The sequence below is a fragment of the Phytomonospora sp. NPDC050363 genome, assembly GCF_040655735.1.
In the GTDB taxonomy this organism is placed as follows: Bacteria; Actinomycetota; Actinomycetes; order Mycobacteriales; family Micromonosporaceae; genus Phytomonospora.
Map to the genome: position 1 here is coordinate 1 of NZ_JBFAKK010000029.1, position 13,551 is coordinate 13,551.

General features: G+C 71.4%; 16 protein-coding genes. 4 read left to right on the plus strand and 12 right to left on the minus strand.

Annotated features, from left to right (window positions below; genetic code table 11):
- Window positions 1-90: 90 nt before the first annotated feature.
- Both fahA and AB0I28_RS38775 read right to left on the minus strand, forming a co-directional pair.
- Window positions 91-1,302: a fumarylacetoacetase gene (fahA, locus tag AB0I28_RS38770; RefSeq protein ID WP_357501129.1), complete on the minus strand. Its 1,212-nt coding sequence runs from the start codon at window positions 1,300-1,302 to the stop codon at window positions 91-93.
- Window positions 1,299-2,144, minus strand: coding sequence for a hypothetical protein (locus tag AB0I28_RS38775; RefSeq protein ID WP_357501130.1), 846 nt, complete (start codon window positions 2,142-2,144; stop codon window positions 1,299-1,301). The genes fahA and AB0I28_RS38775 overlap by 4 nt, the downstream gene beginning before the upstream one ends.
- Window positions 2,145-2,295: 151 nt before the next feature.
- Here AB0I28_RS38775 and AB0I28_RS38780 point away from each other — a divergent pair, with 151 nt between their 5' ends.
- Entirely contained in the window at window positions 2,296-3,480 is a 1,185-nt protein-coding gene (locus tag AB0I28_RS38780; protein ID WP_357501131.1) for a cupin domain-containing protein, read from the plus strand.
- Between the two features lie 107 nt (window positions 3,481-3,587).
- Here the strand turns inward: AB0I28_RS38780 and AB0I28_RS38785 are convergent, their stop codons facing one another.
- The 10 genes from AB0I28_RS38785 to AB0I28_RS38830 form a co-directional block, all read right to left on the minus strand.
- Window positions 3,588-3,992 (minus strand): hypothetical protein, encoded by a 405-nt coding sequence (locus AB0I28_RS38785; protein ID WP_357501132.1) that lies wholly within the window; start codon window positions 3,990-3,992, stop codon window positions 3,588-3,590.
- A 1-nt stretch (window position 3,993) separates the two neighbouring features.
- Window positions 3,994-4,332, minus strand: a complete 339-nt coding sequence (locus AB0I28_RS38790) for a hypothetical protein (RefSeq protein ID WP_357501133.1) — start codon at window positions 4,330-4,332, stop codon at window positions 3,994-3,996.
- Window positions 4,333-4,367: 35 nt separating this feature from the next.
- Entirely contained in the window at window positions 4,368-5,351 is a 984-nt protein-coding gene (locus tag AB0I28_RS38795) for a tetratricopeptide repeat protein (protein ID WP_357501134.1), read from the minus strand.
- Entirely contained in the window at window positions 5,348-5,842 is a 495-nt protein-coding gene (ispF, locus tag AB0I28_RS38800) for a 2-C-methyl-D-erythritol 2,4-cyclodiphosphate synthase (RefSeq protein WP_357501157.1), read from the minus strand. Before ispF ends, AB0I28_RS38795 begins: the two co-directional genes overlap by 4 nt.
- A 135-nt stretch (window positions 5,843-5,977) precedes the next feature.
- Window positions 5,978-7,375, minus strand: a complete 1,398-nt coding sequence (radA, locus tag AB0I28_RS38805; RefSeq protein ID WP_357501135.1) for a DNA repair protein RadA — start codon at window positions 7,373-7,375, stop codon at window positions 5,978-5,980.
- A 9-nt stretch (window positions 7,376-7,384) separates the two neighbouring features.
- Window positions 7,385-7,573 carry a WHG domain-containing protein gene (locus AB0I28_RS38810; protein WP_357501136.1) on the minus strand — a complete coding sequence of 63 codons (189 nt, stop codon included), beginning with the start codon at window positions 7,571-7,573 and terminating at the stop codon, window positions 7,385-7,387.
- A 104-nt stretch (window positions 7,574-7,677) separates the two neighbouring features.
- Window positions 7,678-8,319, minus strand: a complete 642-nt coding sequence (locus AB0I28_RS38815) for a hypothetical protein (protein ID WP_357501137.1) — start codon at window positions 8,317-8,319, stop codon at window positions 7,678-7,680.
- A gap of 86 nt (window positions 8,320-8,405) precedes the next feature.
- Entirely contained in the window at window positions 8,406-8,981 is a 576-nt protein-coding gene (locus AB0I28_RS38820) for a hypothetical protein (RefSeq protein WP_357501138.1), read from the minus strand.
- Between the two features lie 58 nt (window positions 8,982-9,039).
- Window positions 9,040-9,750 carry a hypothetical protein gene (locus AB0I28_RS38825; protein WP_357501139.1) on the minus strand — a complete coding sequence of 237 codons (711 nt, stop codon included), beginning with the start codon at window positions 9,748-9,750 and terminating at the stop codon, window positions 9,040-9,042.
- On the minus strand, window positions 9,747-10,556 hold the full coding sequence (locus AB0I28_RS38830) for a UbiA family prenyltransferase (protein WP_357501140.1): 810 nt from the start codon (window positions 10,554-10,556) through the stop codon (window positions 9,747-9,749). The genes AB0I28_RS38825 and AB0I28_RS38830 overlap by 4 nt, the downstream gene beginning before the upstream one ends.
- 68 nt (window positions 10,557-10,624) lie before the next feature.
- Here AB0I28_RS38830 and AB0I28_RS38835 point away from each other — a divergent pair, with 68 nt between their 5' ends.
- Genes AB0I28_RS38835 through AB0I28_RS38845 form a run of 3 tightly spaced genes read left to right on the plus strand, consistent with a single transcriptional unit; the run spans window position 10,625 to window position 13,522 of the window.
- Complete coding sequence (locus tag AB0I28_RS38835; RefSeq protein WP_357501141.1) at window positions 10,625-11,338, plus strand: methyltransferase domain-containing protein; 714 nt, start codon at window positions 10,625-10,627, stop codon at window positions 11,336-11,338.
- A 22-nt stretch (window positions 11,339-11,360) separates the two neighbouring features.
- Complete coding sequence (locus tag AB0I28_RS38840) at window positions 11,361-12,479, plus strand: acyl-CoA dehydrogenase family protein (protein WP_357501158.1); 1,119 nt, start codon at window positions 11,361-11,363, stop codon at window positions 12,477-12,479.
- The gene (locus tag AB0I28_RS38845) at window positions 12,473-13,522 is read left to right on the plus strand and encodes a 3-oxoacyl-[acyl-carrier-protein] synthase III C-terminal domain-containing protein (RefSeq protein WP_357501142.1); all 1,050 of its coding nucleotides are present in this window, start codon (window positions 12,473-12,475) and stop codon (window positions 13,520-13,522) included. Before AB0I28_RS38840 ends, AB0I28_RS38845 begins: the two co-directional genes overlap by 7 nt.
- Window positions 13,523-13,551 lie beyond the last annotated feature (29 nt).

A 13,551-nucleotide genomic window follows, 5' to 3' on the forward strand; every position in this document is an offset into this window, starting at 1 on the left:
TGGTACCGGTGTTGTACCTGGGCGAAAGAACGGTGCCGCCAGGGGGAAAACGAGTCCGCCGCAGCCCCGCAGTGATCACCAGGACACGCCCTAGTGCGAGTGCACGGTTCCGGCTACCTCGCCGAGTGCGATCAGCCGGCCTTCGGTGCCCATGGCCGTGGCGTTGAGCTCGACGGTGTCACCGTCCTCAAGGAAGGTGCGGGTCGAGCCGTCGCCGAGGGTGATCGGCTCTTTGCCGCCCCAGGTGAGTTCCAGGAAGCTTCCGCGCTGATGGGCGGCCGGTCCGGACACGGTTCCGGAGGCGTACAGGTCGCCGGTGCGCAGGGCCGCTCCGTTGACGGTCATGTGCGCCAGTTGCTGGGCGGGAGTCCAGTACATGTCGGCGAAGGGCGGCCGGGAGACCTCTGTTCCGTTCCACTTCACCGACATGCGCAGGTCGTAGCCGTAGCGGTCCTTCTCGGCCAGGTACGGCAGCACTTCGGGATCCTGCTCGGGTGCGGTGATCTCGGCGTCGTCGAGCGCGTCGAGGGGCGTCACCCAGGCGGAGACGGTGGTGGCGAAGGACTTGCCGAGGAAGGGGCCGAGCGGCACGTATTCCCACGCCTGGATGTCGCGGGCGGACCAGTCGTTGACCAGGGTCAGGCCGAACACGTGGTCGCGGAACTCATCGGCCGACACGGGGTGCCCCAGCGCGGTGGGGACACCGACGACGAAGCCGACCTCGGCCTCGATGTCGAGCCGGGCCGAGGGGCCGAAGACGATGTCGCCGTCGGGGGTCTTGCGCTGCCCGTTGGGCCGCACGATGGGCGTTCCGCTGGGCACGACGGTCCCGCCGCGGCCGTGGTAGCCGACGGGGAGGTGCTTCCAGTTCGGCAGCAGGGGCTCGGCGTCGGGCCGAAAGAGCCGGCCGAGGTTGGTGGCGTGGTGCTCCGAGGAGTAGAAGTCCACGTAGTCGGCGACCATGAACGGCGGGTGCATCGTCACCGTCGAGATCGGCGACAGCATGGACCGCAGGTGCTGTTCCATGTCGGGCTCGGTGAGCGCCGACTGGACCTGGCCGCGCACGGTCGACCACACGTCACGGCCGAGGGCCATGAAGGGGTTGAGCATCGGTGCGCGCAGCGCGCTGCACGTGGGGCAGTTCGCGCACTGACCGGCCTCGGCGAGACGGCGCAGGTCGAGCACCTCGTCGCCGATGCGGACCCCGAGGCGGGGAACGGCGTTGTCGGGCGTGGAGTACACGCCGTAGGGAAGGTTCTCGACTCCGTAGCGACTGTCGACGGCGCTGGCGACCCACGTCATGGCTGTACAGGCTCCTCAATCAGCCCGAGACCGATCAGGTCGTCGAGCGGTTCGGTGACGCTGCACGACCCGAAACCGGCCCACAGCGGGCGCTCGGTGTCACGCAGCTCGTACGTAACGTCAACGAGCGGACGTGGATCAGTGTGACGCAAGGCTTCAGCGACCCTCGCGGCGTCCGCCCCTTCGACGGCCCGCACGCACGCCAGCAGCACGTTCAGGAACCCGTGATGGGTGAAGCCCGTCGAGCGGTCGGTGTGGCGCGCGGCGTGGTGCAGACCGGCGGTGAGCTTGATCCGCAGCGAGCGCTCGACGCAGGCGACGATGACCGCGGCGAGCTCGTCGGGGGTCGGGAAGAGCTCGGCGAGCAGGCCGCCGGTGCGGAACTTCGGCGTGATGACGGTCCCGGTGAACTGGTCGAGGGCCTCGTGGAGGCCGAAGGTCAGGGGGATCTCGCCGTAGACGAGGATCTCGCCCCAGTCGCCGACGGTGGCCTTGAGTTCGGCGACGCCGGGCATCGGGTCCTCGCCGCGTTTGGCGACCGGGGCCTCGATCTGGACGGCGCGGACGCCGCCGGGGAGGCCGTCGAGCGCCTTGGCGACCGGGGCGATGCCGGTGTCGGCGACGACGCCGATCCGGAACTCGCCCGAGCCGTCCCAGTAGCGGTCGAGGAGGGCGGGCAATTCAGTGAGTTGGCTCGTCTTCACCAGCAGCGGGCCGACGAGTTCGCGGTACCACCTCACGCGATGATCGAGGTGAGCGCGCACGGCGTCGGGAAGGGACGCGCTTCCTGGTGGGAAGACTGCCGCGTCGTCGACGAAACCACGGAATAGGGGCGGGATCATGCCCAAAGGTAGCCCGGTTGACACGGACACCCACGGTAGTCGATGCTCCAAAGAGAGGACAAGGGCGCGGCGGCGGTGAACCAACCGTACTGTTGTCCGAGTACGGCGCGGCGGGCGAAACCGCACTGCGCACCTGCGAGGAGGGGCAACGATGCCTTACTACCGCCGGATCGGCGAGATCCCACCGAAGCGGCACACCCAGTTCCGGCAACCGGACGGGTCGCTGTACGCCGAGGAGCTGATGGGGGTCGAGGGATTCTCCTCCGACTCCTCCCTGCTGTACCACCGCTTCCTGCCGACGGCGATCACCGGCAGCGACGTGTTCACGCCGCCGCAGCCGCTGACGCGGGAGGCGAACCTTCCGCTGAAGCCGCGGCACCTGTCGACGCACAAGCTCGACGTCGATGGCGCCGACCCGATCCTGGGACGCCAGCACCTTCTGGCCAACGAGGACTGCCGGATCTCCTACGCGGTCGCCGACCGGCCGAGTCCGCTGTACCGCAACGCCATCGGCGACGAGTGCGTCTACGTCGAGTCGGGCAGCGCGCGGGTGGAGACGAGCTTCGGGGCCCTGGAGATCGGTCAGGGCGACTATCTGATCGTGCCGACCTCGACGACCCACCGCATCGTGCCGACGGGTGATGCTCCACTGCGGACGCTCGTGGTGGAGGCGACCGGGCACATCACACCGCCCAAGCGGTACCTGTCGGTGCGCGGCCAGCTGCTGGAGCACGCGCCCTACTGCGAGCGTGACATCCGGGGGCCCGAGGAGCCGCTGCTGGTCGACGGCGAGGACGTCGAAGTCCTGGTGCAGCACCGGATCCGGGGCGGTATCGGGTGGACGAAGTTCACCTACGCCAACCACCCCTTCGACGTCGTCGGCTGGGACGGGCACCTCTACCCGTGGGTGTTCAACATCGCCGACTTCGAGCCGATCACCGGCCGCGTGCACCAGCCGCCGCCGGTGCACCAGACCTTCGAAGGGCCCAACTTCGTCATCTGCTCCTTCGTGCCGCGCAAGGTCGACTACCACGAGCTGGCGATCCCGGTCCCGTACAACCACCACAATGTGGACAGTGACGAGGTCCTGTTCTACACCGGTGGGAACTACGAGGCCCGCAAGGGATCCGGCATCGGGCAGGGCTCGATCTCGCTGCACCCCAGCGGTTTCACGCACGGACCTCAGCCGGGCGCGGCCGAGCGCGCGATCGGGATCGACTACTTCGACGAGCTCGCCGTCATGGTCGACACCTTCCGGCCGCTCGACCTTTGCGACGCCGGACTGCGCTGCGAGGACCCGGGCTACGCCTGGACCTGGGCGCGCAAGTCGGGGTAGGGCGGACTAGCGGGCAGACAGCGGTGGGAGCCGGGCCTTTTCGGGGTCCGGCTCTCGCGCCGCCAGGCTCGTTCGGCCGGGTGCGATCGGCTCGCCGGCGCGATACCTCACGGCTGCTCGGTCGGCCACCCGTACGGCAGCAGCTCGGTCACCTCGGAGTCGGTCACCAGCACCGCTGCGTGGCGCATGGCCAGATGGGCGGCCTGCACCAGCCCGAGGCGGGGACGGCGCCCGGACTTCTCTTCGAGGTGCCTCGCGGCCGACCCGACGTACGCGGCGTCAACGGGATCCAAGGCGACCTGCATGATCCCGGGAACGGTGGCCGTCAGCACGCGCAGCGGCGTGGTCTCGGCGTAGGCGAGGTCACGATGAGTCTCGGTGAGGCACAGGACGGGAAGGTAGACGTGGACGGCACTCTCGGCCGCTTCGGTCAGGATGTGGCCGAGACGCAGGGATCCATGACAGTAAGCGTGCAGCGCGGTCGTATCGAGAACATACGGGAGCGGCTCCACGTCAGGCGCTTCCGTCGGCGAAACCCGCCCACATGCGGCGAGCTTCGTCGATCAGCCCCGGCGTCATTCGCGCCCTGAGTTCGGCCGCGTGAGCCCGGTAGACGGCCTGCTCAGTCGGGCTGGGAACAGGAATCCCCGCCGATGCCAATGCCGTGGCCACGCTTTCCTGCGCGCGGCGGCGACGTGCAGCCTCAACGAGCCACTCCACCGGATCCGCACCTTCGGGAGCCTCGTCCAGGAGTCGCGCGATGAGCGTTCCCATGCCGACTCCCTCACGCTCGGCCGCGGCCTTCAACCGATCACGTAGCGCCGAATCTACTTTGATCGTGGTTTCGGACACGGGCGAAGTATACGCGAATCAACGAGCGCGTATACCTACCTCCCGCGCATCACGAACGCGTACAGCCCCACGAACCCCAGCAGCATCGTCAGCGCCAGCAGCAGCGGCGAGGCGATCGCCGCGTAGCAGAGCAGCACGACCGGCGACGCGCCGACGCAGGCGAGCGCCACCTCCAGCCAGCGGTCGGACCCGTCGAGGGATTTCAGGACCGGCATGATCGGCTGCGGGAGCCGGCGGACCGCCAGGATCAGGCCGGTCCCGGCGAGGACGGCGAACACCGCCGCCAGGACGCGCGCGGTGCCGGCCATGCCGCCCGACATGAGGGCGATCATCAGCGGCGCCGCGATCGGGAAGGCCGCGCCGTAGCGGACGATCGTGGCGAGCCGGTCGGTGATGTGCGTGGCGGGTTCCCTGACGAGGGGTTCGGCGGGGCGGGGGTCGCTGCGCCCGAAGTAGAGGTGCAGGTGCTCCGAGGCCTTCCAGTTGCCCTCGGTGTCGGAGCCGAGGCGTTCGGCGGCGCGTTTGGCGCGGGCGGCGAGGTCGGCGAGGCCCAGCATCTCGGCGATCGAGGCGAGCGCGGCGTGCGGTTCGGGCCGGTCGGGGGCGAGGCGGATGGCCTGCCAGGCGGCGTCGAGGGCTTCCTGCCCGTTGCGGGCGGAGGCGCGGATGAGGGCGTAGTGCATGTGCCGCCACCAGGCGAGCCGGTCGACGTCGAGGAGCTTCTCGGCGGCGGCGACGGCGTCCTCGACGCGTCCGAGGCGGGCGAGGGCGTAGCCGCGCAGGCGGAGTGCGCGGTCGTCGGCGGGGTCGAGCGCGAGGGCGGCATCGGCGGCGGTGAGGGCGTCCTCTGGCTGGGATGCCTGGAACTCGACGATGGCGAGGAGGGACAGCGCGTCGACGTTGTGGGGGTGGTGGAGCAGCGCGGCGGCGAGTTCTTCGCGGGCCTCGTCGTAGCGGCTGAGCTCGATGAGGAGTTCGGCGCGGGAGATGTAGCCCTCGGCCTCTTCGGGCGGGTTCACGCCGGGCTGCCGGGTGCGACGTAGTCGCGCCGGTCGGAGAACACCAGCGCGACGGCGGTCGCGGCGAGGCCTTCGCCGCGGCCGGTGAAGCCGAGGCCGTCGGTCGTGGTCGCCGACAGCCGGACGGGCGCGCCGATGGCCTCGGTCATGACCCGTTCGGCTTCGGCGCGGCGGGGTCCGAGGCGGGGTTTGACGCCGATGACCTGGACGGCGACGTTGCCGATGTCGAAGCCGATGGCGCGGACGCGGCGGGCGGACTCGACGAGGAGGCTCACACCGGAGGCGCCGGACCATTCGGGGCGGCTGGTCCCGAAGTTGCTGCCGAGGTCGCCGAGCCCGGCGGCGGACAGCAGCGCGCTGGAGGCGGCGTGACAGGCGACGTCACCGTCGCTGTGCCCGTCGAGGCCGTCGACGCCTTCCCAGAGGATCCCGGCGAGCCAGCAGGGGCGGCCTTCGGCGAAGGCGTGGACGTCGGTCCCGGTTCCTACCATCGGAGTGAGCACGCCTCCGAGAGTAGCCAGTGCCCCAGGGCCGCTGCCGCCCACAGGGCCCGCGACCAGGCAGCGTGAGCACGCCTCCGAGAGTAGCCAGTGCCCCGGTCCCGGCGACCAGGGCACGTCCCGGGCCTACCCCCGCCCCGCCCATCTCATCGCCGACAGCCGCAGCGCCTCGTCGACGCTGCCCGCTTCGCTCACGGTCATTCCTTTCGGTGCCTCGCCGCCGCAGCCCTTCGGCACGATCGCCTGCCGGAATCCCAGCCGGGCGGCCTCGGCCAGCCGGCGGGGGACGGCGGGGACGCGACGGATCTCACCGGTGAGGCCGACCTCACCGATGGCCACGATGTCGGCCGACACGGGTGCCTCCGACAGCGACGACGACACGGCGAGGGAGACGGCGAGGTCGGCGCCGGGTTCGGTGACGCGCATCCCGCCGACGGTGGCGGCGTAGACCTCGCGGTCGAGGACGCGTTTCCCGCTGCGCCGGTGCAGGACGGCGAGCACCATGTTGAGCCGGGCGGCGTCGAGGCCGCTGACGGTCCGGCGCGGGATCACGCCTTCCTTGGCGCTGCCGCCGACGAGGGCCTGGATCTCGACGAGCATGGCCCGCCGGCCTTCCATGGTCACCGTCACGCAGGTGCCGGGGACGGGCTCGCTGTTCTCGGTGAGGAAGAGCCCGCCCGGGTCGGGGAGGCTGATCACGCCGGACTCGGTCATCTCGAAGCAGCCGACCTCGTCGGCGGGGCCGAAGCGGTTCTTGACGCCGCGCAGCAGGCGAAGCGCCGAGTGCCGGTCCCCTTCGAAGTGCGCGACCATGTCGACCAGGTGCTCCAGCACGCGCGGCCCGGCGATCGTGCCCTCCTTGGTCACGTGCCCGACGAGCACGCACGCCATGCCGCGCGCCTTGGCGACGGCGATGAGCGCCGAGGCGACCGCGCGGACCTGTGTGACGCCGCCGGAGACGCCGTCGACGTCGGTGGTGGAGATCGTCTGCACCGAGTCGAGGATGAGCAGGCCGGGCTTGGTGTCCTCGATGTGGCCGAGGACCGAGCCGAGGTCGGTCTCGGCGGCGATCATGAGGTCGGGGTGGAGGGCGCCGAGCCGGTCGGCGCGCATCCGGACCTGTGAGGCCGACTCCTCGCCGGTGGCGATCAGGGCGGGCCCGCCGCCCCCGGCGGCCCAGCGGTGGGCGACTTCGAGCAGCAGCGTCGACTTGCCGACGCCCGGCTCGCCGGCCAGCAGGACCACGCCGCCGGGTACGAGGCCGCCGCCGAGGACGCGGTCGAACTCGCCGACGCCGGTGGGGCGGTGGCGTGCGGGTTCGGCCGGGACGTCGCGAATGGACATGGCGGGCGTGAGGCTGCGGGTCGCCGCCGGCGCGCGCGAGGGGGTGGCCTTCGCCGAGGCCATGGGGGTGGTCTCGGCCATGGTTCCCCACTCGCCGCAGTCCGGGCAGCGGCCCAGCCATTTGGCCACGGTGTGACCGCAGGCGGAGCATTCGTAGGCGGTGCGCGGGAGCTTGGCCATGCTGGGAGGTTAGCCGCCGGGTGTGACAGTGCCGGTGAACGCCTCGCACCCGACGCGCCACGCCGCGTCGAGGTCGGCGTCGGGCGGGAAGCGGTCTTCGAGTTCGAGGACGACCATGCCGTGCGCGAAGGCCCATACGGCCCGCGCGGCGCCCGCGCGGGCGGTGCGTCGCAGTGGGGTGGGGGCGGTGACGGCCATGGGGCGCTCCTCCAAGTCGCGGCTAACACCGTTAGCCGTCAAGGCGCGGGCATAGAGAAACCCCCGTCCTGGGACGGGGGTTCGTCGACTGCGGGAGCGGCGGGCTAGTGACCCTCGCCCTCCTCGGGGAACTCCGCGTGCGAGCGCTCGACCGGCTCCATGGGCAGGCCCATCGGGATCTCGGCGGTCAGCGGCTCCATGCCGGTGAACGTGAAGGTCATCAGCAGGCTCTCGCCGGGCGAGAACTTGCCGGTCAGTCCGGTGATCTCCAGGTACGGGCCCTCGCCCTGGACGAGCTGCTGCATGTCGTTGGGCAGGATCGTCACGTTGATCGCCGAGGATCCGGGCGCCGGCGCCGGGGCGCCACTGGCGTCGCCCGACGGCGAGCCGGAGTCACTGGGCGCGGGCGCGCTGTCGGTGACCAGGCGCACGCCGGCGGCACCGGGCGAGTCGTCGTCACCGGGGGCGACGCTGACGCCCTCCAGCACGACGGCCTCGGGACCGTTGTTGAAGATGCGCAGGATCAGCGGGGCGTTGCCGCCGGTGGGGTAGCCCTGCGGGCCGGTCCAGGCGACCATGACGTCGTTCATCATGATGTTCTCGCCGACCGTGAGGTTGGCGCCGGGGACGGCGGCGACCGTGTCGGCGGTCTGCGTGACCTGCCCCGCGCTGCACGCGCTGACACCGATGACTAGTGCGGCAGCCGCCGTCAGACAGGCTCCGATACGTGCGATCCGGACGGTCACGGTGGTTGCCCTCTCATCAATGCGCTTGGACCGAAGACAGAGTAGTTGGTGCTCGGTCGCCGGGCCGGGCAACCCGCCCTAAAAGCTCACTCGGCCACGACGGCGAAGGCATAGGCCGTCGAGGCCTCCTGGTAGGAGCCGACCCACACGGAGACGGTGGCGGCCTCGTCGATGGTGAAACGGGCGTCGGTGCGGTCCAGGTCGCATTCGGCGTGCGTGTTGGCGACGTCACCGGTCCCGTCGCTGAGCAGGACCTCGACGGCGACCCCGCCGAGCTCCGAGGCGCAGGCGATCTCAAGGCGGTAGTCGCCGGGCGCGAGGGCCGCTTCCAGCCGGTAGCCGGAGTCGACGGCGTTGATCCCGTCGAAGACCGGCGGGCCGGCGTCGCGGATCTTGAGCATGGCCGAGCCGTAGAGGATCGCCCACGGACTGTTCTCCGGCCGGTCGATCGCGGTCGGTTCGGCGACCGGGTCGGCGTCGGTCGCGCGGACCGTCACCAGTGTCGCGACGATCGTGACGAGCGCGGTCACGGCGATCAGCACCGGGCGCGGCCAAGGGCCCCGCAGTCGCCGGATCCAGTGGGCCGTCGCGGCTCGGCCGTCGATGTCGTCGTCGGTGTATCGGTCCAGGTCGATGATCCCCGTGGCGTCGCTGGCCCCCATGTGGTCAGGCTAACGGGAATCCTCTTCCGTGTTCATCGGGTGGACGTACGGTGGCCGATCATCGTTTCGCCGAGGTGACCCGGAATGAATAACCGATGTACACGGAATTGGGCCCGAGTGCCTGGAAGCGAAGGACAGCGGCCTCTTCGAGGGTGAAGGCGAGTTCGGCGGCGGGCCCGTCGCAGGGCAGGTCGCCGGTGGCGAGCTCAACGCCGTCCATAGTGGACAATCGGTGGCGCATGGTCACGAAGTCGACGGTCGCCGAGCAGGCGTACTCAAGGATGTAGTTTCCCGGCGGGAGCTCGTTCGAGCCGTGCGGAAGGTCGCCGAAGCCGGTGGCCTGGTCGAGGACCTCGCCGTCGGGCGTGCCGAGTTTGCCGGAGGTCTCGCCGAGCATCTCCGCGAAGGGGTTTTCGACGGTGACGTGCCACTCGCCGCTCCCGTCGATCAGGTACTCCTCGTCGACGGGGTCGAGACCGTCGGGCCCGGGGGCGACGTACAAGTACTCCGGCGCGGGCGTCGGCGCCGCGACCGGCGGCACCGGTTCGGGATCGGGCTCGGGGCGCTGGATCGCGGCCATGCCGCCGATCGAGACGACGGCGGTGAGGGCCACGATGAGCGGCCGGGGCCAAGGCCGGCGCAGGCGGTCGAGCAGTAAAGCCCGCCGCGAGCGCGGGACGTCCTCGCCGGGTTCGGCGGTCTCATCGTCGGCGGTCAGACCCTCGACGCTCAGGTCGAGGTCGATGACCGGTTCCCCGTCGTGCCTCATGCCGTCACGCTAGCCGAACCGGCGACCAAAAGCACCACGTCGACCAGCGCCAGCGCCATCACCGTCCGAAAGACCATCCGGCCGCCGTGGTTGCGGCCGAGCCACAGCCCCACCGGGATGGCGATGACGGCGACGGCCAGTCCGGTCAGCGCGTACCAGCGCCCGATCGCCACGGCCAGAATGATCGCGGCGGCCAGCAGCAGGCCCGCGGCGGTCAGTTCGCTGCCGAGCCTTCCGAAACGGTGCGGGAGACCGCGCACACCGGTGGCCGCGTCGTCGGCGAGGTCGGGCAGGACGTTGGCGAAGTGCGCTCCGCCGCCGAGCAGGCCGCCGGCCAGGACCGTCCACCATGGAGCCGCGGTCGGGCCGCCGGCGACGAAGGCGGGCAGCAGCCCGAAGGAGAACACGAAGGGCAGCACCGACCAGGGCGTGTGCTTGTAGAACTGGTTGTACGACCAGGCGCTCGCGACCGCCGCGATGTGCAGCACCCCGCCGGCCGGGCCGGTGAGCAGCGAGAACACCACGCACGCGACCGCCGAGACCGCGACGGCCCAGCGGACCGCGCCGGCGGGGATCTCGCCGGTCGCGAGAGGCTTGTCGAGCCGGGCGGCGGCCAGGTCGCGGTCGAGGTCGAGATGGTCGTTGTGCCAGCCGATGGACAGCTGACCGGCCATCACGGCCAGTCCGATGAGGACGATGTCGGCCGGAGTGCGGCCGAACCCGACTCCGAGCAGCACCGCCACCGTCGTGACGAGCACGGCGGGTCCGGGATGGGAGGCCCGGATCAGTGCGCGGATGGCTGCCATGGAGCGCACCTTAGCGGCCTTGGGCGATCGGCGCACGAGACCGCGCGGCTGTGGGACGCTCAGCCACGATGCGACGCAACGATCCACGTCAGTACGACGACCTGTCCGGCGAGTGGTGGCTGCCCGGCGGGACCTTCGCGATGCTGCACTGGCTGGCCCGCGCGCGGGCCGGACTGATCGGCGAGCCGCCCCGGCCGGGGGCGCTGCTGGTCGACGTCGGCTGCGGCGGAGGGCTGCTCGCCCCCCACGTCACCGGCTTCACCCACCTCGGTGTCGACCTCGGCGACACCGGCCTGCGCCTGGCCACCGCGCACGGCGTCGTGCCGGTCCGCGGCGACGCCGCCCGGCTCCCGCTGCGGGACGGCTGCGCCGACGTGGTCGCCGCCGGGGAGATCCTGGAGCACGTCCCCGACTGGCGCGCCGCCGTCGGCGAGGCCTGCCGGGTCCTGCGGCCCGGCGGACTGTTCGTCGCCGACACCCTCGCCGACACGTGGATCTCGCGCGCGCTGACCGTCCACATCGGGGAACGCATTCCCAACGCGGCACCGAAGGGCATGCACGACCCGGCGCTCTACGTCCCCCCGCGCGAACTGGCCGCCGAGTGCGCCCGCCACGGTGTCGAGGTGGAGCTGCGCGGATTGCGACCGCGTCTCGGTCCGCTCATTCGCTGGCTGACTCGATCGCGACGCCGTACCGTCACAGAGGACACCGAAACACCGGCGATGGTGCCCGTGCGATCGGTGTCGGTGCTCTACCAGGCTTGGGGGCGCAAGAGTGGTTGACGTGAGACGGCTGCGGGCCGGGATGGCCCAGCGTGCCGCCGCCCATGACGCCGAGGGTTCCTTTCCCGCCGAGGACTTCGCGCAGCTGCGCGCGGCCGGACTGCTCGGCTTCCTCGTTCCCGAACGGCTCGGCGGGATGGGCAGATCCTTCGCCGACTACGCCGCCCTCGCCCACGAACTGGGCCGCGGCAACGGCGCGACCGCGCTGATCCTCAACATGCACTCGTCCATCACCGGTGTCCTCGCGCTGACCCCCGACGAGGTCGCCGAGGAACTCGGGGCGACCGAGGAGTACTTCGACCGCCGCGACGAGATCCTGCGCGAGGCCGCCGAGGGCCGCCTCTACTCGGTGGCGATGAGCGAACGCGGCAGCGGCGCGCGGCTGTCGGCGATGTCGACGGCCTACACCGTCGAGCCCGACGGCTTCCACATCAAGGGCTCGAAGTCCTTCGTCTCCGGTTCGGCCGCCGCCGACGGCTTCCTCGTCGCCGCCCGCCGCGCCGGTGAGCGCGAGCCGGTCATCTCGCAGTTCCTCGTTCCCGCAGGCGAAGGCGTCACCGTCCGCGAGACCTGGGACTCGATGGGCATGCGCGCCACCGGCTCCCACGACGTCGACTTCGACGTGCACGTCCCGGCCGGCGCCCTGCTCGGCGGAGTCGAGGGCCTCGCCCTGCTGGCCACCGAGATTGCTCCACAGTGGATGGTCGCGTCCTACGCGGCGGTCTACGTCGGCGTCGCCCGCGCGGCCGTGGACGCCGCCGTAGCGCACGCCGGCGAACGCAACCTGCGCGGCCTGGCCAACGTGCGCTCGCGCATCGGCCGCGCCGACGCCGCCGTGTCGGCCGCCTACGCGACCGTCATGGAGGCGGCCCGCCGCGTCGACGCCGGCGACCCCGAGGCCCCCCGCTGGGTCTGGCGCGCCAAGCTCGTCGCCGGCGACACCGCCGCCGAGGTCGCCGCCTCCATGCTGGAGGCCGCCGGCGCGTCGGCGACACGCCGGGGCAGCCCCGCCGAACGCCTATACCGAGACGCCCGCTGCGGCGCCCTCCAGCCGGCCACCTCCGACGTGTGCGCCGACTGGCTCGGCGTCGCCGCACTGGGCGGCGACCCCTATCGAGACGGGACGGGACCGAGATGGTGAGCCGCGCGGTCATCACCGGGATCGGCGTGGCCACGCCGCCGACTTTCCGGCAGGACGAGATCTGGGAGACCTACTTCAAGGCGCACAGCGGCGACTCCAGCCGCGCCGAGCGCATCTTCGCCCACTCCGGCGTCGAAACGCGCCACAGCGTCGCCGACCCCCGCATCGACGACGTGTCGACGTGGTCGACGGGCCAGCGGATGCTGCGCTACGAGGCCGAGTCGATCCCCCTGGGGGAAGAGGCCCTGGGCAAGGCGCTCGCCGCCTCCGACGTCGACATCGCCGAACTCGGCATGCTCGCCGTGGTGTCCTGCACCGGCTACGCCACGCCCGGGCTCGACATCCGGCTGGCGGCGTCCATGGGCGCCTCCTCCGACATGCGGCGCCTCGTGGTCGGGCACATGGGCTGCTACGCGGCCATCCCCGGCCTGGCGGCCGTCGCCGACTACGTCCGGCTCCACCGCCGTCCGGCGGCGCTGCTGTGCGTCGAGCTGACGACCCTGCACCTCCAGCCGTCGGCCGCCCTCGGCGTCTTCGACAACGAGCAGGCCGTGGCGCACTCGCTGTTCAGCGACGCCGCCGCCGCGGCCGTCGTGGTGCCCGACGCGCCCGCCGGGCTCGAAGTCGGGCGCATCACATCGCGCACCGACACCGCCCACGCCCAGGACATGACCTGGAACGTCACCGACCACGGTTTCCGCATGGGACTGTCGGCCCGCGTGCCGCTCGTCCTCGCCCGGCACGCCGCCGACACGGTCGCCGCGCTGCTCGAACCGGACCTTTCACCCGCCGATGTCGACATGTACGCAGTTCACCCCGGGGGACCGCGTATCCTTGACGTCGTGGGCAAGGCTCTGGCCTTGCCGGAGTCGGCGCTGACCGCCTCCCGAGAGACGCTCCGGGAGCACGGGAACTGCTCCTCGGCGACCATCCTGATGGTCCTCGAACGGCTCCGCCGGGACAACCCCGAAGGCGGCAACACCGTCGCCATGGCCTTCGGACCGGGGCTGACGCTGTACACCGCCCACTTGAGCGGAACGTGACGCGAAGTGACCCCGCGCTGCATATCGGT